The organism is Pseudomonas sp. GD03944 (genome assembly GCF_029839275.1).
Lineage (GTDB): Bacteria > Pseudomonadota > Gammaproteobacteria > Pseudomonadales > Pseudomonadaceae > Aquipseudomonas.
Genome location: NZ_JAOCAH010000021.1, coordinates 40388 through 66036, shown reverse-complemented (window position 1 = coordinate 66036; position 25649 = coordinate 40388). Strand labels below are relative to the sequence as shown.

The 25649-nt window shown below is 64.6% G+C and carries 28 protein-coding genes; 14 read left to right on the top strand and 14 right to left on the bottom strand.

Translation table 11 applies throughout. The annotated features are described in order from the left end of the window. The first annotated feature begins 12 nt into the window (after window positions 1–12). From N5C28_RS23090 to N5C28_RS23065, 6 genes are all read left to right on the top strand, one after another. Window positions 13–972: a siderophore ABC transporter substrate-binding protein gene (locus N5C28_RS23090; RefSeq protein ID WP_279825750.1), complete on the top strand. Its 960-nt coding sequence runs from the start codon at window positions 13–15 to the stop codon at window positions 970–972. A gap of 114 nt (window positions 973–1086) precedes the next feature. After that, window positions 1087–1992 (top strand): cysteine synthase CysM, encoded by a 906-nt coding sequence (cysM, locus tag N5C28_RS23085; RefSeq protein ID WP_279825749.1) that lies wholly within the window; start codon window positions 1087–1089, stop codon window positions 1990–1992. After that, window positions 1992–3344 carry a 23S rRNA (uracil(1939)-C(5))-methyltransferase RlmD gene (rlmD, locus tag N5C28_RS23080; protein WP_279825748.1) on the top strand — a complete coding sequence of 451 codons (1353 nt, stop codon included), beginning with the start codon at window positions 1992–1994 and terminating at the stop codon, window positions 3342–3344. The genes cysM and rlmD overlap by 1 nt, the downstream gene beginning before the upstream one ends. A gap of 180 nt (window positions 3345–3524) precedes the next feature. Further along, on the top strand, window positions 3525–5768 hold the full coding sequence (gene relA, locus N5C28_RS23075; protein ID WP_279825747.1) for a GTP diphosphokinase: 2244 nt from the start codon (window positions 3525–3527) through the stop codon (window positions 5766–5768). A 69-nt stretch (window positions 5769–5837) separates the two neighbouring features. After that, window positions 5838–6671 carry a nucleoside triphosphate pyrophosphohydrolase gene (gene mazG, locus N5C28_RS23070; RefSeq protein WP_279825746.1) on the top strand — a complete coding sequence of 278 codons (834 nt, stop codon included), beginning with the start codon at window positions 5838–5840 and terminating at the stop codon, window positions 6669–6671. Window positions 6672–6740: 69 nt separating this feature from the next. Next, window positions 6741–7280, top strand: a complete 540-nt coding sequence (locus N5C28_RS23065; RefSeq protein WP_279825745.1) for a DUF2058 domain-containing protein — start codon at window positions 6741–6743, stop codon at window positions 7278–7280. A 34-nt stretch (window positions 7281–7314) separates the two neighbouring features. On the opposite strand, the gene N5C28_RS23060 is transcribed toward N5C28_RS23065, so the two are convergent. The 4 genes from N5C28_RS23060 to purM form a co-directional block, all read right to left on the bottom strand. Then, window positions 7315–7590 (bottom strand): Rho-binding antiterminator, encoded by a 276-nt coding sequence (locus N5C28_RS23060; protein WP_279825744.1) that lies wholly within the window; start codon window positions 7588–7590, stop codon window positions 7315–7317. Between the two features lie 217 nt (window positions 7591–7807). After that, complete coding sequence (locus N5C28_RS23055; protein ID WP_279825743.1) at window positions 7808–8524, bottom strand: DUF3108 domain-containing protein; 717 nt, start codon at window positions 8522–8524, stop codon at window positions 7808–7810. Window positions 8525–8566: 42 nt separating this feature from the next. Further along, on the bottom strand, window positions 8567–9217 hold the full coding sequence (gene purN, locus N5C28_RS23050; RefSeq protein ID WP_279825742.1) for a phosphoribosylglycinamide formyltransferase: 651 nt from the start codon (window positions 9215–9217) through the stop codon (window positions 8567–8569). Further along, complete coding sequence (purM, locus tag N5C28_RS23045) at window positions 9217–10275, bottom strand: phosphoribosylformylglycinamidine cyclo-ligase (RefSeq protein ID WP_279825741.1); 1059 nt, start codon at window positions 10273–10275, stop codon at window positions 9217–9219. The genes purN and purM overlap by 1 nt, the downstream gene beginning before the upstream one ends. Before the next feature lie 211 nt (window positions 10276–10486). On the opposite strand from purM, the gene N5C28_RS23040 reads away from it, so the two are divergent. The 3 genes from N5C28_RS23040 to hda all read left to right on the top strand — a co-directional run bounded on the left by N5C28_RS23040 (window position 10487) and on the right by hda (window position 13481). Beyond that, on the top strand, window positions 10487–11569 hold the full coding sequence (locus N5C28_RS23040; RefSeq protein WP_279825739.1) for a DUF2066 domain-containing protein: 1083 nt from the start codon (window positions 10487–10489) through the stop codon (window positions 11567–11569). 119 nt (window positions 11570–11688) lie between these two features. Continuing rightward, window positions 11689–12780, top strand: a complete 1092-nt coding sequence (locus N5C28_RS23035) for an AI-2E family transporter (protein WP_279825737.1) — start codon at window positions 11689–11691, stop codon at window positions 12778–12780. After that, window positions 12777–13481 (top strand): DnaA regulatory inactivator Hda, encoded by a 705-nt coding sequence (hda, locus tag N5C28_RS23030; RefSeq protein ID WP_279825735.1) that lies wholly within the window; start codon window positions 12777–12779, stop codon window positions 13479–13481. Before N5C28_RS23035 ends, hda begins: the two co-directional genes overlap by 4 nt. Window positions 13482–13492: 11 nt before the next feature. Here hda and N5C28_RS23025 read toward each other — a convergent pair whose 3' ends face one another. From N5C28_RS23025 to arsC, 4 genes are read right to left on the bottom strand one after another with little or no spacing between them, the layout of a single operon-like run. Then, a complete protein-coding gene (locus tag N5C28_RS23025) occupies window positions 13493–14191 on the bottom strand; it encodes an alpha/beta fold hydrolase (RefSeq protein ID WP_279825733.1) in 699 nt (232 codons plus the stop codon). After that, complete coding sequence (locus N5C28_RS23020) at window positions 14191–14601, bottom strand: DUF2069 domain-containing protein (protein WP_279825731.1); 411 nt, start codon at window positions 14599–14601, stop codon at window positions 14191–14193. Before N5C28_RS23020 ends, N5C28_RS23025 begins: the two co-directional genes overlap by 1 nt. After that, window positions 14594–15199 carry an NAD(P)H:quinone oxidoreductase gene (wrbA, locus tag N5C28_RS23015; protein WP_279825729.1) on the bottom strand — a complete coding sequence of 202 codons (606 nt, stop codon included), beginning with the start codon at window positions 15197–15199 and terminating at the stop codon, window positions 14594–14596. The genes N5C28_RS23020 and wrbA overlap by 8 nt, the downstream gene beginning before the upstream one ends. Beyond that, the gene (arsC, locus tag N5C28_RS23010; protein WP_279825728.1) at window positions 15196–15549 is read right to left on the bottom strand and encodes an arsenate reductase (glutaredoxin); all 354 of its coding nucleotides are present in this window, start codon (window positions 15547–15549) and stop codon (window positions 15196–15198) included. The genes wrbA and arsC overlap by 4 nt, the downstream gene beginning before the upstream one ends. Before the next feature lie 122 nt (window positions 15550–15671). Between arsC and N5C28_RS23005 the strand changes: the two genes are divergently transcribed. After that, window positions 15672–16892 carry a virulence factor BrkB family protein gene (locus N5C28_RS23005; RefSeq protein ID WP_279825726.1) on the top strand — a complete coding sequence of 407 codons (1221 nt, stop codon included), beginning with the start codon at window positions 15672–15674 and terminating at the stop codon, window positions 16890–16892. Window positions 16893–17046: 154 nt separating this feature from the next. Next, window positions 17047–17232, top strand: a complete 186-nt coding sequence (locus N5C28_RS23000) for a hypothetical protein (protein WP_279825724.1) — start codon at window positions 17047–17049, stop codon at window positions 17230–17232. Window positions 17233–17284: 52 nt separating this feature from the next. Here the strand turns inward: N5C28_RS23000 and N5C28_RS22995 are convergent, their stop codons facing one another. Together N5C28_RS22995 and N5C28_RS22990 are read right to left on the bottom strand one after the other, a co-directional pair. Next, on the bottom strand, window positions 17285–17677 hold the full coding sequence (locus N5C28_RS22995; RefSeq protein WP_279825723.1) for a hypothetical protein: 393 nt from the start codon (window positions 17675–17677) through the stop codon (window positions 17285–17287). Between the two features lie 124 nt (window positions 17678–17801). After that, window positions 17802–19211 carry a PilZ domain-containing protein gene (locus N5C28_RS22990; RefSeq protein ID WP_279825722.1) on the bottom strand — a complete coding sequence of 470 codons (1410 nt, stop codon included), beginning with the start codon at window positions 19209–19211 and terminating at the stop codon, window positions 17802–17804. 30 nt (window positions 19212–19241) lie between these two features. Between N5C28_RS22990 and N5C28_RS22985 the strand changes: the two genes are divergently transcribed. Both N5C28_RS22985 and N5C28_RS22980 read left to right on the top strand, forming a co-directional pair. Further along, complete coding sequence (locus N5C28_RS22985; protein WP_279825719.1) at window positions 19242–19724, top strand: TlpA disulfide reductase family protein; 483 nt, start codon at window positions 19242–19244, stop codon at window positions 19722–19724. A gap of 2 nt (window positions 19725–19726) precedes the next feature. Beyond that, complete coding sequence (locus N5C28_RS22980) at window positions 19727–20002, top strand: acylphosphatase (RefSeq protein ID WP_279825717.1); 276 nt, start codon at window positions 19727–19729, stop codon at window positions 20000–20002. A gap of 9 nt (window positions 20003–20011) precedes the next feature. On the opposite strand, the gene N5C28_RS22975 is transcribed toward N5C28_RS22980, so the two are convergent. The 3 genes from N5C28_RS22975 to N5C28_RS22965 are packed head-to-tail and all read right to left on the bottom strand — an operon-like array spanning window position 20012 to window position 23285. Beyond that, on the bottom strand, window positions 20012–20584 hold the full coding sequence (locus N5C28_RS22975; RefSeq protein WP_279825716.1) for a lytic transglycosylase domain-containing protein: 573 nt from the start codon (window positions 20582–20584) through the stop codon (window positions 20012–20014). Between the two features lie 5 nt (window positions 20585–20589). Then, on the bottom strand, window positions 20590–21543 hold the full coding sequence (locus tag N5C28_RS22970) for a hypothetical protein (protein WP_279825715.1): 954 nt from the start codon (window positions 21541–21543) through the stop codon (window positions 20590–20592). Window positions 21544–21569: 26 nt separating this feature from the next. Then, window positions 21570–23285, bottom strand: coding sequence for a proline--tRNA ligase (locus N5C28_RS22965; RefSeq protein ID WP_279825713.1), 1716 nt, complete (start codon window positions 23283–23285; stop codon window positions 21570–21572). Window positions 23286–23392: 107 nt separating this feature from the next. On the opposite strand from N5C28_RS22965, the gene N5C28_RS22960 reads away from it, so the two are divergent. Beyond that, window positions 23393–23800 carry a PaaI family thioesterase gene (locus N5C28_RS22960; protein WP_279825763.1) on the top strand — a complete coding sequence of 136 codons (408 nt, stop codon included), beginning with the start codon at window positions 23393–23395 and terminating at the stop codon, window positions 23798–23800. A 77-nt stretch (window positions 23801–23877) separates the two neighbouring features. Here the strand turns inward: N5C28_RS22960 and N5C28_RS22955 are convergent, their stop codons facing one another. Beyond that, the gene (locus N5C28_RS22955; protein WP_279825711.1) at window positions 23878–25182 is read right to left on the bottom strand and encodes an OprD family porin; all 1305 of its coding nucleotides are present in this window, start codon (window positions 25180–25182) and stop codon (window positions 23878–23880) included. Window positions 25183–25649: the final 467 nt, after the last annotated feature.

The window sequence follows — 25649 nt, the reverse complement described above, 5'->3', positions numbered from 1 at the left end:
AGGAAAACGACCGTGCCCTTGTTCCAACCCATTGCGAAGAAACTGTTGCTGATCGCCAGCCTGATGGTGGCCATGCCCGTTGCCCAGGCGGCATTCCCGCTGGATGTGCAGCACCGTCAGGGCAACCTGACGCTCGATGAGGCGCCCAAGCGCGTGGCCGTGTTCGACCTGGGCGTGCTCGACACCCTGGACGCCCTCGGCGTTTCCGCCGCTGGCGTGCCTCAGATGGCGGGCCCGGCGTACCTCAAGGCGAAGTACGAGGGGCGTGGCGCCGCCAACATCGGCACCCTGTTCGAGCCGGACTACGCCGCCCTGCAAGCGCTGAAGCCTGATCTGATCATCATCGGCGGGCGTTCCAGCGCGGCCTACGACCAGCTGTCCGAGGTGGCGCCGACCATCGACCTGAGCATTGCCCCGGACCAGTTCCTGGCGGGCGTGTACGGCAACCTGCAACTGCTGGGCGCCCTCTTCGACAAGGAACAGCGGGCCGCGCAGCTCGATGCCGAGCTGAAGCAGGCCCTGGCCGCGCTGCACGGCAAGAGCCAGGGCTTGAGTTCGCTGACCCTGTTCACCATCAACGATGCGCTGATGCTGCATGCGCCGGGTGAGCGTTTCGGCATGCTCAACGAGGTGCTGGGCACCCGGGCGGTGGTCGAGGCGGTGGCGCCATCGGCCCAGGCGCGCCCGGCCCCGGATTCACCGGAAGCCAAGCAGCTGCGCGAGCGGCAGAAGGTCCGTCTGGAGGCTGCCCTCAAGGAGCAACCGCAGTGGCTGGTGGTGCTGGACCGTGGCGCGGCCACCGGTGGCGAGGGCAAGGGCCCGCAGACCCTGGCCAACCACGCAGGCATCGCCGCCGGTTCCGCCTACAAGAACGGCCAGGTGTTCTACCTCGAGCCAGCCACCTGGTACATCGCCACCGGCGGCTATCAGGGCCTGATGGCCACCCTGAAGGATTTCAGCGCCGCGCTGTGATCCCGCCGGCAAGGAATGGGGGCGTCACGCCGCGATGCTGATCGCGGCGTGATGCCGCGACGGGTTAGGCGTATCATGACGGCCCTTCGCGTCAGTCCGGATTCGAGCGACCCCATGACCCTGCAATTCCCCACCATCGCCGATTGCATCGGCAACACCCCGCTGGTGCGCCTGCAACGACTGCCCGGCGCTACGTCCAATACCCTGCTGGTGAAGCTGGAAGGCAACAACCCGGCCGGTTCGGTCAAGGACCGTCCGGCCCTGTCGATGATCAACCGGGCCGAGCTGCGCGGTGACATCCGCCCCGGCGACACCCTGATCGAGGCCACCAGTGGCAACACCGGCATCGCCCTGGCGATGGCGGCGGCGATCAAGGGTTACAAGATGATCCTGATCATGCCGGACAACTCCACCGACGAGCGCAAGTGGGCGATGACCGCCTACGGCGCCGAGCTGATCCTGGTCAGCAAGGAGGAGGGCATGGAGGGCGCCCGCGACCTGGCGGAAAAACTCCAGGCCGAAGGCCGCGGCAAGGTGCTCGACCAGTTCGCCAACGGCGACAACCCCGAAGCCCATTACAGCGGTACCGGGCCGGAGATCTGGCGCCAGACCGGCGGGACCATCACCCATTTCGTCAGCTCCATGGGCACCACCGGGACCATCATGGGCACCTCGCGCTACCTCAAGGAGCAGAACCCGGCGATCGAGATCGTCGGCCTGCAGCCGATGGAAGGCGCGGCCATCCCGGGCATCCGACGTTGGCCCCAGGAATACCTGCCGAAGATCTACCAGGCCGAGCGCGTGGACCGCGTGGTCGACATGGCCCAGCGCGAGGCCGAGGACGTGATGCGTCGTCTGGCCCGTGAAGAAGGCATCTTCTGCGGCGTGTCGTCGGGCGGTTCGGTGGCGGCCATGCTGCGCCTGTCCCAAGAGGTGGAGAACGCGGTGATGGTGGCCATCATCTGCGACCGTGGCGACCGTTACCTGTCCACAGGCGTGTACGACACGCCGGAGGCCTGATGGCCAAGAAGTCGGGCGGTTTGCGCTTTCAGCCGAGCGGCGGTTCGCGCGCGCCGCAGGTTCCCGTGGGCAAGAAGCAGCGCCTGGCGATCGAACGCCTGGCCAATGACGGCCGGGGCATCGGTTTCGTCGAGGGCCGCACCTGGTTCGTCAGTGGTGCGTTGCCCGGTGAGGAGATCGAGGCCCGGGTGCTCGGTGCCCACAGCAAAGTGGTCGAAGCACGCGCCGAGCGGGTGCTGCAGGCCAGCCCGGAGCGCCGTACCGAACCCTGCGCCCATGCCCGCACCTGTGGCGGTTGCACGGTGCAGCACATGCCCCACGACGACCAGCTCGCCCTGAAACAGCGCATGCTGGCCGAGCAGCTCGAACGCCTTGGCGGCGTGCAGCCCGAAGAATGGGCGCCGCCGTTGGCCGGACCAGAATTCGCTTACCGCCGCCGCGCGCGCATCGCGGTGCGCTGGAACGCCAAGGCCGGGCAACTGGACGTCGGTTTTCGCGCCGCCGCCAGCCAGGACATCATCGCCATGGACCAGTGCCCGGTTCTGGTACAGCCCTTGCAGCCGATCCTGCAGGCGTTGCCGGCCACCCTGCGTGCCCTGGACAAGCCCCAGGCCATTGGCCATGTCGAACTGTTCAACGGCACCGACAGCGCGGTGCTGGTGCGCCACACCGCCACCCTGGGACCGGCGGACCTGGAACGCCTGCAGCTTTTCTGCCGCGAGCACCAGGCGCAGCTATGGTTGCAGGGAGCGGGTGAGCCGCAACCGCACGATGCCGCGCTGCCGCTCGGCTACCGGATGGAGGCCTGGAACGTCGAGCTGGCCTACCGTCCCGGCGATTTCGTGCAGGTGAACGCGCCGGTGAACGAGGCAATGGTGGCCCAGGCGCTGAGCTGGCTGGCGCCTCGACCGGACGAACGGGTGCTGGATCTGTTCTGCGGTTTGGGTAATTTTGCCTTGCCACTGGCCCGGCAGAGCGCCGAGGTGGTGGCGGTGGAGGGCGTGCAGACGATGGTGGACCGCGCCGCGCAGAATGCCGTGAGCAATCAGTTGGGCAATGCGCACTTTTTCCAGGCGGACCTGTCCAACCCGCTGGCCGATACGGCCTGGGCTCAGGGTGGGTTCGCTGCGGTACTGCTCGATCCCCCGCGCGACGGGGCATTGCAGGCGGTCAGGCAGATGGCGTCACTGGCGCCCGAGCGGGTGCTGTATGTGTCATGCAACCCGGCAACCCTGGCGCGAGACAGCGCCGAGTTGCAGGCGCAAGGGTATCGGCTGAAACGGGCCGGCATCCTCGATATGTTTCCGCAGACGGCGCATGTCGAAGCGATGGCGTTGTTCGTGCGGCAGTAGCGTGAACGGTCGTGGTAGAGGCAAGCGGTGCGAGGCCCTTGGGTTTTGACCGGACCGGCCTTATCTACGGCCAGTAGGGGTGCACAAGGAGTGCGCCCACATGTGGTTAAACCGACCGCCTCGTAGAAGGCTGGCGACTGTTCGGCGGACCCCGGGTCTGCCGTAGGGAAGGTAAGCAAGATGGTTCAGGTTAGAGCGCACCAGCCGATCAACGATGACGGCAGCATCAACCTAGAGGCCTGGCTGGCCTATGTCCTCAGCGTCGACCCGGCGCTGGACCATGACGCATTGCGCGATGCCTGCGAGTTTGCCCGTGAGGCCGAACAGCAGGCCAATGCGGCCCAGAACCTGTGGTCGGAAGGGGCGTCCAGCTTCCGCGCGGGGCTGGAAATCGCCGAAATCCTCGCCGACCTCAAGCTCGATCAGGATTCCCTGATCGCCGCGGTCATCTACCGCGGCGTGCGCGAGGGCAAGGTGACCCTGGCCGCCGTCCATCAGCGTTTCGGCCCGGTGGTGGCCAAGCTGATCGAAGGCGTGTTGCGCATGGCCGCCATCAGCACCAGCCTCAACCCCCGCGATTCCCTGGTCCTGGGCTCCCAGGCCCAGGTCGACAACCTGCGCAAGATGCTCGTGGCCATGGTCGACGACGTGCGCGTCGCGCTGATCAAGCTCGCCGAGCGCACCTGCGCGATCCGCGCGGTCAAGGAAGCCGACGACGAGAAGCGCCAGCGGGTGGCCCGGGAAGTCTTCGACATCTACGCGCCGCTGGCCCATCGCCTGGGCATCGGCCACATCAAGTGGGAGCTGGAGGACCTGTCCTTCCGCTACCTGGAACCCGAGCAGTACAAGCAGATCGCCACCTTGCTGCACGAGCGCCGGCTCGACCGCGAGCAGTACATCAACGAGGTGATGAACCAGCTGCGTGACGAGCTCGAAGCCACCGGCATCAAGGCCGACCTCAGCGGCCGGGCCAAGCACATCTACTCGATCTGGCGGAAAATGCGGCGCAAGGGCCTGCAGTTCAGTCAGATCTATGACGTCCGCGCGGTGCGGGTACTGGTGCCGGAAATGCGCGACTGCTACACCGCGCTGGGCATCGTGCACACCCTGTGGCGGCACATTCCCAAGGAATTCGACGACTACATCGCCAATCCCAAGGAAAATGGCTACCGCTCGCTGCACACCGCCGTGCTCGGGCCGGAAGGCAAGGTGCTGGAGGTGCAGATCCGCACCCACGCCATGCACGAGGAAGCCGAGCTGGGGGTGTGCGCGCACTGGCGCTACAAGGGCACCGACGTCAAATCCGGCTCCAACCATTACGAAGAGAAGATTTCCTGGCTGCGCCAGGTCCTCGAATGGCACGAAGAGCTGGGCGACATCGGCGGCCTGGCCGAGCAGTTGCGGGTTGATATCGAACCGGACCGGGTCTACGTCTTCACCCCCGACGGCCATGCGATCGACCTGCCCAAGGGCGCGACGCCGCTGGACTTCGCTTACCGGGTGCACACCGAGATCGGGCATAACTGTCGGGGCGCGAAGATCAACGGGCGCATCGTTCCGCTGACCTACAGCCTGCAGACCGGCGAGCAGGTGGAGGTCATCACCAGCAAGCACGGCACGCCGAGCCGCGACTGGCTGAACTCCAACCTGGGGTACGTCACCACCTCGCGGGCGCGGGCGAAGATCGTCCACTGGTTCAAGCTGCAGGACCGCGACCAGAACGTCGCGGCGGGCAAAGCCATGCTCGAGCGCGAGCTGGGCCGCCTGGCGCTGCCGAACGTGGATTTCGAAAAGCTCGGCGAAAAAGCCAACCTGAAGTCCAGCGAGGACCTGTTCGCCTCGCTCGGTGCGGGTGACCTGCGCCTGGCCCACGTGGTCAATCTGGCGCAGCAACTGGTCGAACCGGAGCGCAGCAGCGAGCAGCTCGAACTGATCCCGCGCAAGGCCCTGGGGTTCAAGCCGGGCAAGCGCGGCGACGTGCAGATCGAAGGGGTCGGCAACCTGCTCACGCAGATCGCCGGCTGCTGCCAGCCGTTGCCGGGGGACCCGATCGTCGGCTACATCACCCTCGGCCGCGGCGTGAGCATCCACCGCCAGGACTGCGCCGCCGTGCTGCAACTGGCGGGGCGCGAGCCGGAGCGGATCATCCAGGTCAGTTGGGGCCCGGTCCCGGTGTCCACCTACCCGGTGGATATCGTCATCCGTGCCTATGACCGTTCGGGTCTGCTGCGCGACGTGACCCAGGTGCTGCTCAACGAGCGCCTGAATGTACTGGCGGTGAACACCCACTCGAACAAGGAAGACAACACCGCGTCGATGTCGATCACCGTGGAAATCCCCGGACTGGATGCCCTGGGGCGCCTGCTGGGGCGCATCAGCCAACTGCCGAACATCATCGAAGCGCGCCGTCACCGGGTGTCCTGACGTGCACTGCGGCGCGCGTCGGGTTGCCCGATGCGCGCCGTGACGGCCTTTCCCATCGTGTGAGTTCCCATGTACCAACTCGACGACCTGTTGCACCTCATGGCCCGCCTGCGCGATCCGCAGTACGGCTGCCCGTGGGACCTGAAGCAGTCCTACGCGACCATCGTGCCTTACACCCTGGAGGAGGCCTACGAGGTCGCCGACGCCATCGAGCGGGCGGATTTCGAGCACCTGCCGGGGGAACTGGGTGACCTGCTGTTCCAGGTGGTCTACTACAGCCAGCTGGCGCAGGAAGAGGGGCGTTTCGCGTTCGCCGAGGTGGTCGACGCCATCACCCGCAAGCTGGTGCGCCGCCATCCCCATGTCTTTCCCGATGGCGACCTGTATGGTGCGCCGGACATGGCACGGCTCGAAGAGGCCGCCATCAAGCAGCGCTGGGAAGCGATCAAGGCCGAGGAGCGCGCTGAAAAAGCGGCCGCGCCGGAGCAATTGTCCCTGCTCGATGACGTCCCGGCCGCGTTGCCGGCCCTGAGCCGGGCGGCCAAGTTGCAGAAGCGCGCAGCCCAGGTCGGCTTTGACTGGCCGGATGCATTGCCGGTGGTCGATGCGGTGCGCGAGGAACTGGATGAAGTCCTCGAAGCCATGAGCGAAAACGACCCGGCGGCCATTGCCGAGGAAATCGGCGACCTGTTGTTCGTGGTGACCAACCTGGCCCGCCACCTCAAGGTCGACCCCGAGGCGGCGTTGCGGGCGGCGAACGGCAAGTTCGAGCGGCGCTTTCGTTTTATCGAACAGGCATTGCGTGAAGCCGGTCGTCCGATCGAAGATTGCAGCCTGGAAGACATGGATGCCCTGTGGGGCGAAGCCAAGAAGCTGGAAAAACAGGGTCCGTCAGGCTGCTAGGGCACTGCACGGATCGATCGGGCAGCGTGGTCCTGCCCTGCATTTATCCTTCGTTGTTATAGGTAAGGTATGGCTCTCTCACTACGCGATCAGCTGCTCAAGGCCGGGCTGGTCAACGAAAAGCAGGCCAAGCAGGCCGGCAAGCAGCAACAGAAGCAGAAGCGCCTCGAGCAGAAAGGGCAGGTCGAAAAGGATGAGTCGCAGAAGCTCGCCGCCCAGCAGGCCATGGCCGAGAAAGCGGCCCGCGACCAGGAACTGAACCGCCAGCAGCAGGAAAAGGCCGAGCAGAAATCCCGCGCCGCGCAGATCAAGCAACTGATCGAAGTGTCCCGCCTGCCCAAGCTGACCACCGAGGACTACTACAACTTCGTCGACGACAAGAAGGTCAAGCGCCTGTCGGTGAATGCCCTGATGCGCGACAAGCTCAGCCGCGGCTCGCTGGCCATCGTGCGCCACGGCGGCGGTTATGAAGTCATCCCCCGTGAGGCCGCGCTGAAGATCCAGGAGCGCGACGAGCGGCGCGTGGTGCTGCTCAATACCCCGACCGAGGCCCCGGACGAGGACGATCCGTACGCGGCCTACCAGGTGCCGGACGACCTGATGTGGTGACCCACCTGCCTGCTGAGCGCGCCTGGCGGGGCGCTCAGCAGGCCCGGTTGTTCAACAGCACCCGACCGAAACGGGCACCCGGCGTCAGCGGGGTGACCGCGATCATCTGGTCCATGCGCAGGTGCTGCTCACCCTGATCGCTGCGCACCACCAGAAATTCCTCCTTGCTGGCGCGGGTTTCCGTGGTCAGCGCCTCGGCGTCCAGCGTACCGCCGTCGACCAGTTCGATGTGCAGCCGGTAATGGTGCAGGCAGGCAACCTCAAGGTAGTCGTACAGCGCGCAGGCCAGGGGTTGGTAGTCATCGCTCATGTCATTCACCCGTGTCGCACGATTGTGTGAGCCGAAGAGTAACCGATTACTCCTGCAGCGCTGAGGCCAGCATTCGCCGCGGGGCGCTGCTCCTACAAATAACGTGGCTTGGCGTGGCTTGCGGAGCAGGCGATGGACTGTGGGAGCCCCGACTCGGGGCGAAGGTGGCTGCAACAAAAAGCCGGGCATTGCCCGGCTTTTTGTTGGATACCCTGCTTCAGTCGCGACGCCCTTCGACCGGCTTGCCGTCGACGGTGCCGTCCTTGAGCATGATCTGGTATTCCTTGCCGTCTTTCTCCACCTGATGCAGGCGCACCAGCAGATGGCCCCAATCCTTGGCGAACCACAGCACGGTCTTGCGGCTACTCTGGGTGGGGTCGCGCACGCGCTCGACCTTGATCGCGTCGATCAGGCCGGCCTTGGTACGTACCACTTCTTCACCCAGCACGCGGAAGTCGTAGGTTTCGATCTCGTCGCCATCGACCACCTGGTAGCTCATGCTTTTCTTGCCGGCGGCCACGTCATGCTGCAGGGCCAGCTGGTAGGTGGATTTGTCCAGCAGGCCGCGGTTCAGCGGAAAGCGAACCGGGTCGCCGCGGTCGTTGCCGATGACCTGTTTTTCGTTCCAGTCGAAGTCCTGCTCGACTTCCTTGCCTTTGCCCAGGCCGTTGCGCTCGAAGCGGTAGGTCAGGGGCAGGAAGGTGTCCTGGTCCAGGCGGAAGGTGCTTTCTTCGGTCAGGCCGGCAACCAGCATCGAGGCTTCGAAGTTGAGCTGCCAGCGGCCTTCGTCGAGCGCTTCGAGGCTGCGGGTGGCAGAGCCGCTCATGGGCAGCTGTTTCCAGTCGGCGGTGTAGCTGGCGGAGAAAGGCTTCAGCTCTTCGCTCAGGGCTGGCAGGCTGAACAGGGCGAGGGCGAACAGTAGTGCGCGACGCATGTTGTCTCCTAATACGGCTGAGTAGGTGGCGCGTGGTGGAATCTAGGCTCGAATGATCTGACCGGTGCTCGGCAGCAGGCTGCCGTCCAGCATTGCGCCTTGTTCTACCAGTTGCAAGCGGCCTTCGGCAAACCAATGAACGGCCATGGGGTAAACCTGGTGTTCCTGGATGTGTACGCGTCTGGCCAGGCTCTCCGGCGTGTCGTCGGACTGTACCGGTACCACTGCCTGTACGACCAGAGGCCCACCATCGAGTTCCTCGGTCACGAAATGCACGCTGCAGCCATGCTCGCGGTCGCCGGCTTCCAGGGCGCGCTGGTGCGTGTGCAGGCCCTTGTGCCGGGGCAGGAGCGAAGGGTGGATATTCAGTAGGCGCCCGGCGTAATGACGGACGAAGCCCGGGGTGAGGATGCGCATGAACCCGGCCAGTACCACCAGGTGCGGCTCGAAGGCGTCGATGGTCTGGATCAGCGCCCCGTCGAAGGCTTCGCGGCCGTCGTATTGCGTGTGGTCGAGCACCCGGGTGTCGATCCCGGCGTTGCGGGCACGCTCGACGCCATAGGCGTCGGCGCGGTTACAGATCACGGCGCGAATGCGCGCCGGGCTCACGCCCGGCTGCAGGCTGTCGATCAGCGCCTGCAGGTTGCTGCCGGAGCCGGAAATCAGCACCACTACATTGCAGGCTGTCGGCATCAATGGCTTTTCAGGTTGTTCAGCACGACGCGTTCGGCGCCTGCGGCGGCGTCAGCGATCTGGCCGATCACCCACGGCTGCTCGCCGGCAGCGCTCAGCGTCTTGAGGGCGACTTCGACCTGGTCCTGGGCCACGCAGATGACCATGCCCACGCCACAGTTCAGCACACGGTGCATCTCGTGCTCGTCGACGTTGCCTTTTTCCTGCAGGAAGTCGAACACCGCCGGACGCGTCCAGCTGGCCACGTCGATGACGGCCTGAGCGTTGTCCGGCAGCACGCGCGGGATGTTGTCGAGCAGGCCGCCGCCGGTGATGTGGGCCATGGCCTTGACCGCGCCGGTGTCCTTGATCAGCTTGAGCAGCGGCTTGACGTAGATGCGGGTCGGCGCCATCAGCAGGTCGGCCAGCGGCTTGCCGTCGAGCTGGGTCTTTTCGATGTCGGTGCCGGACACTTCGAGGATCTTGCGGATCAACGAGTAGCCGTTGGAGTGCGGGCCGGAGGACGGCAGGGCGATCAGGGCGTCGCCGCTGGCCACTTTCGAACCGTCGATGATCTCGGCCTTTTCCACCACGCCGACGCAGAAACCGGCCAGGTCGTAGTCTTCGCCTTCGTACATGCCCGGCATCTCGGCGGTTTCACCGCCCACCAGGGAGCAACCGGCCAGTTCGCAGCCGGCGCCGATGCCGGTGACCACGGTGGCGGCTACGTCGACATTGAGCTTGCCGGTGGCGTAGTAGTCGAGGAAGAACAGCGGCTCGGCGCCGCAGACCACCAGGTCGTTCACGCACATGGCGACCAGGTCCTGGCCGATGCTGTCGTGCTTGTTCAGGTTCAGCGCCAGGCGCAGCTTGGTGCCGACGCCGTCGGTGCCGGATACCAGCACCGGCTGCTTGTAACCGGCCGGGATCTCGCAAAGGGCGCCGAAGCCGCCCAGGCCACCCATGACTTCAGGACGGGCGGTGCGCTTGGCAACGCCTTTGATGCGTTCGACCAGGGCTTCGCCCGCGTCGATATCTACACCTGCGTCCTTGTAGCTGATGGAAGGTTGCTTGCTCATAGATCCAGGCCTTTGAAGGGGAAAATCGGATATGCACCGGCATTCAGGGACCGGTCCGCGAAGGCGCGCGATTTTATCAGGCTTGCCCGGCAGCGGCCAGCCAAGCGGTGCCAAGGTTGCCGGGGCGCAGGCGGCTGTTTAAGGTATAGGCCTTCAGGCAGGGCCTGCCAGGCCGCTGCACCTCACTTTCCATCCGTCGAGAACGTCTTACATGCGCCCGATCGCTCGCTTGCTTGTTCTGTGTCTGTCACTGTTGAGCCTGCCGGGATTCGCGGCGACGGTGAACGACCTGTACCAGGTGCGCGAACCCGTCGCCAGCCAGGATCCGGAAGAGCGCAACGCCGCCCTCGGGCGCGCCCTGGAAACCCTGGTGCTGCGCCTGACCGGCAGCCGCGAGGCTGCCCAGGGCCAGGCCCTCGCCGAATTGCGCAAGGACCCGCAGCAGATCGTCAGCCAGTACGGGTACGAAGACGACAAGCTGCTGGTCGACTTCGATCCGGTCAGCACCGACCGCAGCCTGCGCCAGGCCGGCCTGTCGCTGTGGGGCGCCAACCGCCCGGCGATCCTGGCCTGGTGGCTGAACGACGCCAGCACCGGCACCAACATGGTCGGTGATGGCCAGGCCAGCGCCGCACCGCTGCGCCAGGCGGCCCAGCACCGTGGCCTGCCGCTGCGTCTGCCCCTGGGTGACCTCAGCGAGCAATTGGTGGCCACCGCGGAAAACCTCTCCGCCACCGATCCGGCGGCCCTGCGTTCGGCCTCCGAGCGTTATGCGGCCGATGCGCTGCTGGCGGTACAGGCACGGGAAGAGAGCGGCCAGTGGCGTGCCGAATGGCGCCTGTGGCTGGGCGATGAGCGCGAACAGGGCAAGGCCGAAGGCGTCGACCAGGCCGCACTGGCCGATGCGGTGATGCTGGCGGTGAGTGAGCGCCTGGCGCCGCGTTTTGTGGTGCGTGCCGGTGCCGCGTCCAGCCTGACCCTGGAAATTCTCGGCGCGGACCTTGCGCGCTATGCCGAGCTGCAGCGCATTCTCGAGCCGTTCGCGGCGCAACTGAGCGAGGTCGACGGCGACCGCCTGGTCTACCAGGTCAATGCCAGTGCCGAGCAACTGCGTGCCCAGCTCGGCCTGATCGGCCTGCACGAGGCCCCGGCCGAAGCACCTGCCGCCGAACCCGCCCCGGTCGAACCTGCCACAGCCGATCCGGCAGCGGTGGATGCGAGCCAGGCGCCGACGGTTCAACAGCCGACCGCACCGGTGCAACCGCGCACGGATGTCCTGCGCTTTCGCTGGTAGACTGGCCGCCGATTTCAGTCATGAAACCGCTGCACACTGTGCAGCGGTTTCTTTTTGCCCGCCGGGGGCTGCGCGGTGAAGCGGCCCGGACCGTCTGTTTTGCGAACCGAGGATTGGACATGATCATGACGACTCGCTGGCTATGGATAGCTGGGGTGCTGCTGCTCGGCTGGCTGCTCTACCTGCTGCATCCGATCCTCTCGCCGTTCCTGGTGGGCATCCTGCTCGCCTACCTGGGGGATCCCCTGGTCGACCGCCTGGAGCGCCACAAGCTGTCGCGCACCTGGGGCGTGGTGGTGGTGTTCACCCTGTTCAGCCTGGTCCTGGCGATTTTGCTGCTGGTACTGATCCCGATGCTCGGTCGTCAGCTGGTACGCCTCTATGAGCTGGCGCCGCAGATGATCGACTGGGTCCAGCACCAGGTCCTGCCCTGGGTGCAGCTCAAGCTGGGGCTGAGCGAGGGTTTCTGGCGCTTTGACCAGCTCAAGGCGGCGTTCTCGGAGCACCTGGGCAAGACCACCGACATTGCCGGCGGCATCCTCTCGCAGGTGACCGCTTCGAGCCTGGCGCTGATGGCCTGGCTGGCCAACCTGCTGCTGATCCCGGTGGTCAGCTTCTACTTGATGCGCGACTGGGACGTGATGATGACCAAGCTGCGTGGCCTGCTGCCGCGCAGCCGTGAAGGCATCGTGGTGCAGCTGGTCGGCGAGTGCCACGAGGTGCTGGGTGCGTTCTTGCGCGGCCAGTTGCTGGTGATGCTGGCGCTGGGGGCCATGTACGCCGTTGGCCTGATGCTGATCGGCCTGGAGCTGGGCCTGTTGATCGGCATCCTGGCGGGCCTTGCCAGCATCGTGCCGTACCTGGGCGTGGTGGTCGGTCTGGGTGCCGCGATCACCGCCGGTCTGTTCCAGTTCGGCGTCGAGTTCTACCCGTTGCTGGGGATTTGCGTGGTGTTCATGGTCGGGCAATTGCTCGAAGGCATGCTGCTGACCCCGCTGCTGGTGGGCGACCGCATCGGCCTGCACCCGGTGGCGGTGATCTTCGCGATCATGGCCGGTGGGCAGCTGTTCGGCTTCACCGGTGTGCTGCTGGCGTTGCCGGTGGCGGCGGTGATCATGGTTTTGCTGCGCCATGCGCATGATTTCTATAAACTTTCCTCACTTTACGGAGAGTCTGGAGGCGGGCCTGACGAGCCGCCTAGCCCTGCATGAAACCCATTCAATTGCCTTTAGGGGTGCGTCTGCGCGACGACGCCACCTTTGCCAACTACTACCCGGGCGCCAATGCCGCGGCGCTCGGCTATGTCGAGCGCCTGTGCGAAGCGGATGCCGGCTGGACGGAAAGCCTGATCTACCTGTGGGGCGCCGAGGGCGTCGGGTGCAGCCACCTGCTGCAGGCCGCGTGCCTGCGTTTCGAGCAGCGGGGCGAGCAGGCGGTCTACCTGCCGCTGCGCGAGCTGTCGCAGTACGGCCCGGAGCTGCTGGATAACCTCGAACAGTGCGAACTGGTCTGCCTGGACGGTCTGGACGGTGTGGTCGGCAATGCCCAGTGGGAAGAGGCGCTGTTCCACCTGTTCAACCGCCTGCGCGACAGCGGTCGGCGCCTGCTGCTGGCGGCCAGTCATTCGCCGCGGGAGCTGGCGGTCAACCTGCCTGACCTCAAGTCGCGCCTGACCCTGGCACTGGTGTTCCAGCTGCACGAGCTGTCCGACGAGGACAAGCTGCGTGCGCTGCAATTGCGGGCCTCGCGTCGCGGCCTGCACATGAGCGACGAGGTCGGTCGTTTCATCCTGACCCGCGGCGAACGCAGCATGAGCGCCCTGTTCGAACTGCTGGAGCGCCTGGATCAGGCCTCGCTGCAGGCCCAGCGCAAGCTGACCATTCCCTTCCTCAAGGAAACCCTGGGCTGGTAGGGCGCACGGCCCTACCGCTGATCCAGTGCCTGTTCTCCGCCCTGCAGTTCGGCCATGAAGCCGCGGATGGCGTGCGCACACACCGCAGCCTGCGTTTGCAGGATGAAGTGCGGGCCTTCCACCTGAACTTGGCGTAAATCGTCGCAGTGCTCGGCCAGTTGGCGGGCGGCTTCGTGCGAGACCAGCCGGTCCTGCCGGGGCCAGAGGTGCAAGGCTGGCAGCGCCAGGCGTTGCTGCGGTGCTCGCAGTTCGGCCAGGCTCTGCAGCCGGGCGCGCAATAGTGCATCGGGTATCAGCCGAATCTCCTGCTTGAGTTGCTGCAGCAGCTCGTCACTGGCATCCCGGCCGACGCAGAATAGTTTCAGCGCCGCTGAAAGGGTCGAGAGCGGACGCGGGATGGGCAGGTATTGAATCAGCGGCAGCAGTGCCGAGGGGCGGGATAAAAACGAGGCCGCGAAGATGACGCCGCGCAGGCCTGGCGGTTGCTGCAAGGCGATGCGGTAGGCGATGGCACCGGAAAACGACTCGCCGAGCAGAACGAAGGGCTCCTCACCCAGTTGCCTGTGTAGGGTCGCAGCGAGGCTGTCGTGGTCCTGCGGGCCTTCTGCCGGCAGTTCCAGCACCTCGATGGGGATACCGTCCAGTTCATCCAGCAACGGGCGGAACAGGTGGCTGCTGCCGTTCAAACCCGGCAGCAGCACCAGGCGCATCAGGCTTCCCCGGCCAGTTTGCGGGCGTGCTGGAAGCACCAGCGCGTGTACATCAGGGCGGCGCAGAACAGGGTGAAGCTGAGCAGGGTTTCCAGCCAGCCGAACAGCGCCTTGGACGGGTCGAAGGCGGCGAGCACGCCCTGGATGAAGTACAGGTTGACCACGAAGCAGGTCCAGGCGTGCGCCCGGGCGTTGCCCAGCACCAGGCCGGGCGCCAGCAGCAGGAGCGGTACCAGTTGGAAGGCCAGGATGACCCACAGCAGGTTGCCCGGCAGCTCGGCATACACCAGGTTCCACACCAGCAACAAGAGCACCAGCGCCACGAAACTCACCAGGCTGATCGCCCGGCTGATGGCCAGGCGCGGTTTCAGCCAGTCGAGCGATGGCAGGGGCATGGGGGTTTTAGCCACGGGCAGGCTCCAGTTTCAGTGCGGTGACGGCGAGGCGCTGGCCGAGTGCGCGGCACAGGCTGATTTCGTGTTCATCCAGGGCGCGTTTGCCGTCCGCACCGGCGTGATGACTGGCACCGTAGGGCGTGCCGCCGCCACGGGTCTCAACCAGGGCCGATTCGCTGTAGGGCAGGCCGGTGATCAGCATGCCGTGGTGCAGCAGCGGCAGCATCATCGACAGCAGGGTGGTTTCCTGGCCGCCGTGCAGGCTGGCGGTGGAGGTGAAGACGCCGGCGGGCTTGCCGACCAACTCGCCGGTCATCCACAGGCCGCTGGTGCCGTCGATGAAATACTTCAGGGGCGCGGCCATGTTGCCGAAGCGGGTCGGGCTGCCGAGGGCCAGGCCAGCGCAGTTCTTCAAGTCGTCCAGGGTGGCGTAGAGCGCGCCTTCGGCCGGGATCTCCGGAGCCACGGCTGCGCATTCGGTGGAGACCGCAGGCACGGTGCGCAGGCGCGCTTCCAGGCCGGCCTGCTCGACGCCCCGGGCGATGTGGCGGGCCATCTCGGCAGTGGCGCCGTGGCGGCTGTAATACAGGACCAGGATGTACGGCGCACTCACGGCAGGATCTCCAGCAGTTTTTCCGTCGGCCGGCCGATCACCGCCTTGTCGCCGACCACCAGGATCGGGCGTTCGATAAGCTTGGGATGGGCGGCCATGGCCTCGATCAGACGGGCATCGTCCAGGTCGGTGGCGCCGAGGCCGAGTAGCGCGTATTCGTCTTCGCCGCTGCGCAGCAATTCACGGGCGCCAATGCCCAGCTTGCCGAGCAGATCACGCAGTTCGGCCGCGCTGAGGGGGGTATCCAGGTAGCGCACGATGTCGGGCGTCAGGCCGCGCTCTTCCAAGAGCTGGAGGGCGGCGCGGGATTTCGAGCAACGCGGGTTGTGATAAAGCGTCAGATCGGTCATTGGCAGGGTCGCATCGTGAGTCAGGTGGCGGCTATTCTAACCGGGTCGGGGTCCGAGGCTGAACAGCCTGGCGTCTTTGCTGTCTGGTAGAGGCCACTGGAGCCACCGCTAAAGGAGAGGGCATGCGGCAGCGTTTCAAAGACTGGTTACTGTTCTGGCGCTTTCTGCTGCTGCGCTTCTTCGATGACGACGGCCTCAACAACGCGGCCGCGCTGACCTATACCACCCTGTTCGCGGTGGTGCCGATGATGACGGTGACCTTCGCCATGCTCTCGGCGATCCCGGCCTTTCAGGGCACGGGCGAGCAGATCCAGAGCTTCATCTTCCACAATTTCGTGCCTTCGGCCGGCGAGACGGTGCAGGAATACCTGCGCGCCTTTACCAACCAGGCCCGGCAGCTCACGTGGATCGGCGTCGGCGTACTGGCGGTGACCGCCTTCTGGATGCTGGTGACCATCGAGAAGACCTTCAACACCATCTGGCGCGTGCGCCAGCCGCGCCGCGGCGTGTCCAGCTTCCTGCTGTACTGGGCGATCCTCAGCCTGGGGCCACTGCTGCTGGGGGCCGGGTTCGCCATCAGCACCTACATCGCCTCGCTGTCGATGCTGTCAGGGCCGGATGCATTGCTCGGGGCGAAAACCCTGCTCAGCTACATGCCGTTGCTGTTCAGTGTCGCGGCCTTCACGCTGCTCTACGCCACGGTGCCCAACGCCCGGGTGCCGTTCAAGCATGCCCTGCTGGGGGCGCTGTTCACCGCCGTACTGTTCGAGGTGGCCAAGGCGCTGTTCGGGCTGTATGTGCGGCTATTCCCCAGCTATCAGCTGATCTACGGGGCATTTGCCACCTTCCCGTTGTTCCTGCTGTGGATCTACCTGTCCTGGCTGATCGTGATGCTCGGGGCCGAGCTGGTGTGCAACCTGGGCATTTCCCACCAGTGGCGGCAGCGCGCACTGCCCCGGGTGCTGGTGTTGCTGGGTATTCTGCGGGTGTTTCACGATCGGCAGCAGTCGGGCCTGAAGGTGCGCCACCGGGATGTGCAGCGCCGAGGGTGGCTGGTGCCGGAGCATGAGTGGGAAGAAATGATGACGGTGCTGGAAAAGACCCGAATGATTTCATCGACCTCCGCCGGGGCCTGGGTGCTGAGCCGCGACCTCAGCCATTATTCCCTGCACCGCCTGTTGAACGAAGTGCCCTGGCCGTTGCCACAGTTGGATCAATTGCCCGAGCAGTTGGACGAACCCTGGTACCCGGCATTCAAGGCGGCGCTGGAGCAGTTGCATGAAGCCCAGGCCGCGATATTCGAGGGCAGCCTGGCGGACTGGCTGCACGCACCTGCGGAGTGACAAAAAAAGTCACTTTGCGGCAAGGCGATGACCGTTCGTCGGTCGCGTGCGCTGGAGCCGGCGCCGCCAGTGGGACGTGGACCACTGGCACGTCTCATGCAATGTGCAATCAGACTGCCAGCAATGCAGGTTTGGCAAAGGGTGAAGACAGCGTATGACTGAAACCAAGAGCAAGGTGATTCATCTCCATCAGCGCGATCCGGAAGCGGCGCTGGAGCGTTTGAATCGGATTACCGGCCTGCAATTCGCCCGCTGGCCCGAATCCCTTGTGCCGCAGGTGGACGAGGCGCCGGAAGCTGATTCTGCTGTCGATACCATCAGCCTGTCGTCCGCCCGATAGCCCAGATAGCAAAATCCCGCGACAGGCGCGGGATCTTCGCAGCGGCTTGGCGTCAGGCGAGGGCTTGGCGGCTGTCGTTCTGGGCCACTTCCACGGCCTGCACGAACAATTCCTCGACCGACACACTGGGCGCTGCCACCGCAGAGCGCAGGCGAACCTGCATGTCTTCGATCTTCTGTTTGACCGGCAGGCGGGCGATGCCGGAGAGCAGGATCTTGTTGTGTGGGCCCACCTTGCCGTGGTCCACCGAGACTTCGTGGCGTTTTTCCCCGTCGCGGTAGCTGACCAGCAGCGACACCGGCAGGTTGGCCAGGCCCGGCAACTGCAGCCAGGCGGCGATATTGAATTCGGCTACGCGCCCTTCGTAGGGCGTGACCATCAAGTGGGCGGCATCGACGGTGCGCGATGGCACCGGGCCGATCAACTTGTCGTTGGCTTGAGTCATGGTCGAGTTCCAGGCTAATAGCGAATCGTGTCAGTCACCAGTGCCGCAAATTATAAGCAAGTGACTGCCGACGAAACTGTGCACTCGGCCGACGATTGGCGTGACCCGCCTCGCAGAATTGGTTTTATGCGAGGCGCAGCGGGTGACGCGCCACCGAGGGGGTGCTGAGGTTGGCGGCGGGCAACGGCAGGACCGTCTGGTTGTGCACGCCGACCAGTTGCAGCCACAGGTTTTCACCTTCGCTGAACTGCCCGCCGGGCAGCCACAGACCGTGGTGCCAGCCATTGCCCGGGTCCGGGGTGCTTTGCAGGACGCCTGGGTGGGTTTGCGCGCTGGGCGCACGGCGCAGCCACACGGGACGCGGCAGGCCCTTGAGGTAGCGCAGGCCCAGGTGCAGGCCTTCGCCGTTGAGGTGGCGCCAGCGCACCAAGGCCAGGGTCGTGGTGTCGCTGCCGGTCAGCAGCAGGACCAGTTGACCGACCGCCAGATGAGCTGCCTCATCGGCATGGCACAGCAGTCGCGTGCCGCCTGGGCTGGCATCAATCATCTGTGCCGGCTTGCGGCTGGGCCGCTGCTCCAGCAGCTGGGCGTGGATCGCGGTCAGGCCGGCCACCAGCTCGCAGTCCTGGCGCTGCTCGGCCCGCGGGTGCCGCCGCTGCTGCTTGCCCAGCCAGTGCTGGCGGACCTGTTCGAGCAGTTGCCGTTCGGCCGGAGTGCGCAGGGGGGCGGGCTCGTGCAGGGCGACCAGCAGGGCGCCCAGTTCGAAGCGCCGCAGGTAAACGTGATTGCCTTCGACCGGCTGGTTGTACGCGAGGCAGGGCTGCGATTCGGTCAGGTCCACCAGTGGGCCGTCGCTATCCTCTTCATCGTCCACCGGGAGCAGGCGTGCGAGGCCGCTCAGCGGCGCCAAGGCCGAGAACAGCACCGCGCATTCGCCCTCGGTCAGGTGGAAGGGATTACTCAGCGCGAGCAGCAGCATCTGCTGGTAGACGCCGCGCAAGGTGCTTGCCGGCGTTGGCTGGAAGGCTGCGGCGATCGGGTCGTCCAGGCAGTCCTGGTGCTCGCCGAGCCAGTACAGCAGGTGGCTGTCGCGCCAGAGGCCGGCTGGCGGCTCCTGGTACAGCTGGCAGTGGCGCAGCAGCGTCTGGGCGAGAAAGTGCTGGGCCATGTACAGGCACCAGGCCAGGTGCGGGCGTGACGGCTGCCGGCCCTGGATGATCTGCAGCAGCAAGCGCTTGAAGCCGATGGCCAGTTCGCCGCACAGGTGCAGGAGCAGGGAAGACGGAGGCGCGCCATCGCTGCTGGCCATGGCATAGTGGCGATATTCATCGCTGAAGCTTTGCAGGGCGCGCTGCCTTTCGAGTAAGGTCATGGCGCTGCGATTGAGCCGGAACAGCAGGCCAAGTACCTGCTGCAGGGCCGCTTCGCGCGGCTGCTGGCGAGCCTGCCCGAGCTGCTCGTTGAGATCGGCCAATGGCGCAGCGTCTTCTTCGAGGATGTCCGGCACTTCCAGGCGCAAGGCATCTAACGTCATATCAACCCTGCGTGTACGAGGATCGAATGCATGGGAACGCGACTCCAGGCTGTCATTCGGATGTTCATGGGGGTGTGCGCCGGCCTGATCCTGGCCGGCTGCGCCGAGGACGTGGGCGTCGATCAGCATGGACAGAAGGTACCGGCTGAACGGTTGGATGGCCAGTGGCTAGTCATCAATTACTGGGCCGAATGGTGTGCGCCGTGTCGCACCGAGATTCCGGAGCTGAACGCGCTGGAGAAACAGTTCAAGAATCAGTCGGCCAGTGTGCTTGGGGTCAATTTCGATGGCCTGCGCGGTGAGGAACTGAGCAAGGCTTCGCAGGACATGGGCATCGAATTCACGGTGCTGGAGGACGATCCGGCTGCGCGTTACGAACTGCCCCGCAGCGAAGCGCTGCCGGTGACCTACATCATCGATGACAAGGGGCGCATGCGTGAGCGCCTGCTGGGCGAGCAGACCGCTGCCGGGCTGACCGAGCGCCTGCAGGCGCTGCGCAGCGAGGCGCCCTGAACATGGCCAGTCTTTGCCTGCATGGCTACGTGAGTGGTCGGGTGCAGGGCGTATACTTCCGCCAGAGCACGGCCGCGGAGGCCGAGGCGCTTGGCCTGGATGGCTGGGTGCGTAATCTCGACGACGGCCGGGTCGAGGTGCTGATCGAAGGCGACGAAGCGGCGGTACGAACCCTGGCCACCTGGTTGGAGCACGGGCCTGACGCGGCTGAGGTGTCTTGCGTAGCGCTGACGGAGCAGGCGGTGCAAGGCATCGCCGGGTTCATCGTCCGCCGCTGAGGCGCGCGCTCAGGGTTTGACGAACCAGTAGTCGTACCAGAATCCCATGACCTTGGCGGGGTAGGTGTGCTTGCCCAGGCTGCCGTTGTAGCGGGCGAGGGCGCGGCTGACGTTGCCGTTCTCCTTGCGCAGGTAGAACGCGAGGATGGTGCAGCCGTAGCGCAGGTTGGTCGCGTTGTCGGTGAGGTTGTCCTGTGGCCGCCCCAGTTCCGCTTTCCAGAACGGCATGACCTGCATCATGCCCTGCGCGCCCGCCGAGGACACGGCGAAGCGATCGAAATGACTCTCGGCGTGGATCAGCGCCACCACCAAATCGGGCCTCAGGTCTGCCTTGCTGGCTTCGCGGTGGATCAGCCGCAGCAGCGTGAGGCGTTCTTCGGCATCGGGAATGTAGCGGGTCAGGCGGGTGGACATGTCCAGCAGCCAGACTTCGGCGTCGAAGCGATCCTGGAAACTGTCGGCGTCTGCCACGGTGCGTTGCAGCAGGCTGCGCAGCTCGGGCTCGGGGGCCTGGCGTATGGAGGCGTGGAGGGGCAGGCACAGCAGCGCCATGCCGAGCAGCAGCCCCAGGTGCCAGCCCATGGGGATCAGTCTTCGCCGGGGTCGGCCACCAGGCGCCCGGCATCCTGCATCAGGGCTTTCAGGAAGGTTTCCTGCAATTCGGGATCGTTGCGGGTCAGCTCGATCAGGCTCTGTTCCAGCTCGCTGGCTTCTTCTTCCAGGCCCAGTTCCGACAGGCGTTTGACCCGGTGGACCCACTGGGCCACGTCGTCGTCTTCCAGGTCGTCGTAGATCAGGTCGTGGGCCTCCTGCAGCTTGCCGCGCAGGCTACGGCTGACCAGCAGGGTGGCGTCGGCCCGGGTCGAGCCCTCGGGGTCTTCGACGCTCAGCAGCAAGGTGCCGATGCGGCTGATGTCCTGCTCGGCAAAGGGACTGTCGAGCAGGTTGAGGCGCAGCACGCCGTTGCGGTCGGTCAGCAGTTCGTGGGTCTGTTCGCCGGCCTTGACCTGAACGGTGCGCTCCACCCAGGGCAGGCTGGAGTACTCCATGCGCGCATCCTGGCGGTTTTCCTGGAGGCTGGCGAGGTTCTGCTGGGCGCGACCGTTGGACTCGACGTTCATGGCCGGGTTGATCCCGGCGAAGCCGTAGCTGATCCAGTCCTTGGTCACGCTGTCGGGAAGGCTGCCCAGCAGCACCACGTTGAGCACGTTGGCGCCGATACCGCCGACGATCGCCACGGCGCCCAGGGGCACTTCGTAGAGTTCACGCCAGGGCTGGTAGGGCGTGTAGCGGTCGTAATGGCGGGTGACTTCGAATACCGTCACTTCGAAGGTCTTCTGTTCATGCACCCGCACGCGGCGCTGGGGCAGCTCCAGCACGCGGGGTTCACCGACATCGATCTGCAGGCTGTGATCCAGCAGTTTGCGCTCGATGCGCTCCTCGTGTTCGCTGCGTTGCGGCAAGTGGTTGGCACAGCCGCTGAGGAACAGGACGCCGCCCAGGGCGGCGCCAATGAGGTGAAGGGTGTTTCGCTTGAACATGTCGGCTCTGGGTTGGAAGGCTGAAATCAGCGACGGATACGGGCCTGGATGAACGACAGGATATCGGCGACGGCAACTGCCTGGGCCTCGGTTTCCTGACGGCTCTTGTATTCCAAGTTGCCGTCGGCCAGGCCGCGGTCGCTGACGACGATGCGGTGCGGGATGCCGATCAATTCCATGTCTGCGAATTTGATTCCCGGGCTGGTCTTCTTGTCACGGTCGTCCAGCAGGACTTCGAAGCCGGCGGCGGTCAGTTCGGCGTACAGCTTGTCGGTCGCCTCACGTACCACGTCGGTTTCGTAGCGCAGCGGCACCAGGGCGATCTGGAAGGGGGCCAAAGCATCGTTCCAGAGAATCCCGCGCTCGTCATTGTTCTGCTCGATCGCAGCGGCCACCACGCGGGACACGCCAATGCCATAGCAGCCCATGGTGAGGGTGACCGGCTTGCCGCTCTCGCCCAGCACCTGGCAGTTCAGGGCCTGGCTGTACTTGGTGCCCAGCTGGAAGATGTGCCCGACTTCGATGCCGCGCTTGATTTCCAGGGTGCCCTTGCCGTCCGGGCTCGGGTCACCGGCCAGCACGTTGCGCAGGTCGGCCACGGCCGGCAGCGGCAGGTCGCGCTCCCAGTTCACGCCGAAGTAGTGCTTGTCTTCGATGTTGGCACCGGAGGCGAAGTCGCTCATCAGCGCCACGGAGCGGTCGACGATGCATGGGATCGGCAGGTTGACCGGGCCCAGGGAGCCAGGACCGGCGCCGATGGCGGCGCGGATCTCGGCCTCGGAGGCGAACACCAGCGGGCTGGCGACCTGCTCGAGGTTGGCGGCCTTGATTTCGTTCAGCTCGTGGTCGCCGCGCACGATCAGGGCAACCAGGGTGCCTTTTTCGGCGCCATGGACCACCAGAGTCTTGATGGTTTTCTCGATGGCCAGGGCGAAACCCTGCACCAGGGCGTCGATGGTCTTGGTGTTCGGGGTGTCGATCAGGCGCATGGCCTCGGTGGCCGCCGCACGGGCTGCTTCACGCGGGATGGCTTCGGCCTTCTCGATGTTGGCGGCGTAATCGGAGCTGTCGCTGAAGGCGATATCGTCTTCACCGGATTCGGCCAATACGTGGAATTCATGGGAGCCGGTGCCGCCGATGGAGCCGGTGTCGGCCTGCACCGGGCGGAAGTTCAGGCCCAGGCGGGTGAAGACGTTGCAGTACGCCTGGTGCATGCGGTCGTAGGTTTCCTGCAGGGACGCCTGGTCGGCATGGAAGGAGTAGGCGTCCTTCATGATGAATTCGCGGCCGCGCATCAGGCCGAAGCGCGGACGGATCTCGTCACGGAACTTGGTCTGGATCTGGTACATGTTGATCGGCAGCTGCTTGTAGCTGTTCAGCTCGTTGCGCGCGAGGTCAGTAATCACTTCCTCGTGGGTCGGGCCGGCACAGAAATCGCGACCGTGGCGGTCTTTCATGCGCAGCAGCTCGGGGCCGTATTGCTCCCAGCGCCCGGATTCCTGCCACAGCTCGGCCGGCTGGATGCCTGGCATCAGCACTTCCAGCGCGCCAGCCGCGTCCATCTCTTCACGCACCACGCGCTCGACCTTGCGCAGCACGCGCAGGCCCATCGGCAGCCAGGTGTAGAGGCCGGAGGCGAGTTTGCGGATCATGCCGGCACGCAGCATCAGCTGGTGGCTGATGACAACCGCGTCGGAAGGGGTTTCTTTGAGGGTGGAAAGCAGGAACTGACTGGTACGCATGTTTGGCCGTTCTGTCCGTTGCAAGGGCTTTTAATAGGCAGGCATTGTACGGTGCCTGTGGTGTTGCGTACAGAACGCAAGGCGAGCGAGGAGGCAAGGTGACGACATTGATGGCAAGCGACGTTGAAGCACTGATCCGTGCGGGATTGCCCATGGCCGAGGACATCGACCTGCGGATCGACCGGCTGGACGAAGGCGGCGTGCTAGCGCGGGTGCCGTTCCACACCAAATTGGTGCGCCCGGGCGGCACGCTCTCGGGGCCGACCATCATGGCGCTGGCCGATGCGGCGATGTACGCGGTGGTGCTGGGACGGTTGGGGCGCGTGGAAATGGCGGTGACGTCGAATCTGAATATCAACTTCCTGGTCAAACCCAGGCCGGTTGATTTACTCGCAGAGGCCACCATTCTGAGATTAAGTCGGCGACAGGCTGTATGCGAAGTGTCGTTGTATTCGTTGGGTGCGGAAGATGAGTTGGTGGCCCATGTAACGGGCACTTATGCATTGCCGCTGTAATACCCGATTAAAACAGTAAGAAAAGAAAAAGCCCGGCATAAGCCGGGCTTTTTTATTGCAGACGAATTACCGCAGGATTACAGCACTTCCAGCGGGTATTCGACGATCAGGCGCAGGTCATTGTTGTCTGCGCCGTTGACCGAGTTGTACGCACTGTTAGCACGCCAGATGGCGCTACGAAGGCGGAACGACAGGTCTTTGGCGGCGCCATCCTGAACGACGTACTTGGTTTCGAAGTTGAACTCGTGTTCTTTACCTTCATCATCGAAACCTGCAACGTCGATGTTATCGCCGTAGATGTAGCGAGTCATGAAGCTTAGGCCCGGTACGCCATACTCGGCCATGTTCAGGTCGTAGCGAGCCTGCCAGGAGCGCTCGTCTTTACCAAAGAAGTCGGAGTATTGTACGGAGTTGGCCAGCCAGACAGTGCCGCCGCCGTCTACACCATACTCATAACCACGATCACCGCTCGAGCGTTGGTGGGCCAGAGTGAAGGTGTGGGCGCCCAGCGAGTAGGCAACTGCAAGACTCCAGATGGTGTTGTCTTCATCGCTACCAGTGCCGGTGTAGGTCTTGTCGTAGTCGGTCTTGTAGATGTTGACGTCGAAGTTCAGAGCCTGCTCTTCGCTAAGCGACAGGTTGTAGTTGACGTTGCCGTAGTATTTCTTCCAGTAGTCTTCTACATCGGAGGCGTGGAATGCTGCACTCAGGCTATCGGTGAACGCATAGGAGGCACCCACGATGTTGGCATACTTCAGGCCAGCTTCGCCTTTGCCGTTGATGTCATCGCGGCTGGTGCCGGTCTGGCTGCTCATGGCAGTGAAGCGACCGGCGCTCAGTTCCAGGCCTTCAATTTCGTTACTTACCAGATAAGTACCGGTGGCGACTTCTGGCAGGATGCGGCTGTCGTCGGTGGAGAATACCGGGCTGGAGGTGAACTGACTGCCATACTTCAGAACGGTGTCGGAAATGCGGAGCTTGACAGCGCCACCGACTTCGCTCTGGGTGTCATCGCCACGACCGTCATCGGTCTGGGAGAATTGGCCAGTGCCGTAGCGGCCGCGACCGCTGTCGAGCTTGATGCTGCTCAGGGAGTGAGCGTCGAAACCGAAGCCTACGGTACCTTGGGTGAAGCCGGATTCGTACAGCAGGCGAATGCCCAGGCCGGTCTCTTCGCGATAGCCTGCCGGATCGGCAGAAGTGCTTGCACCGTTCGCAGCGCCATTCTTGAAGTCGCGGTTCATATACAGAACGCGGTTGAAGATGTTGAAGCTGCTGTCTTCGAGAAAGCCCTTGGACTCGGACTGGCTAGAGGCGACTGCCATCTGGGTGCTGCCCGCGGCGACTGCCAGGGCGATTACGCTCCACTTCATCACTTGCATCGTGATTGCTCCTTTGGTTTAGAAGAGTTGTGCTGTCCAGTTAATTGTTATGGCGGACAGCTCTTTCTTTTTGTGTCGGCGCTAACTTATAGCACGCAGCCAATGTTGGCGATAGTTGCCATCTATTCGTTACGGCTTCTTCACGGCGGTGTCGCAAAAGCTGATGAAGCATGTCGCAATTTTGTAGATTTGACCGGCGCTTAGCGGTGTCGACGGATGCTGAATGTCTGGTTGTGATCAACCGTTCTTTGTATGTATTGCGCGCCTTCCAGGCACTGGTCTAGCAGAAAGCAAAAGTCGTGCTCAAAATGCCCGGGCCCTGTGAAAATGCAGGCGGAAAGTGTGGTTGCTAAGCGTCCGCTCCTGGCCGCGGCCAGATTTTTCAAGGGTTCTGCAGGTTTTCGAGAATTGCGGCCACGCGACTGCGGGTTCTGGCTCGGTCCGTCCGTAAGCCCTTGATCTAGCGC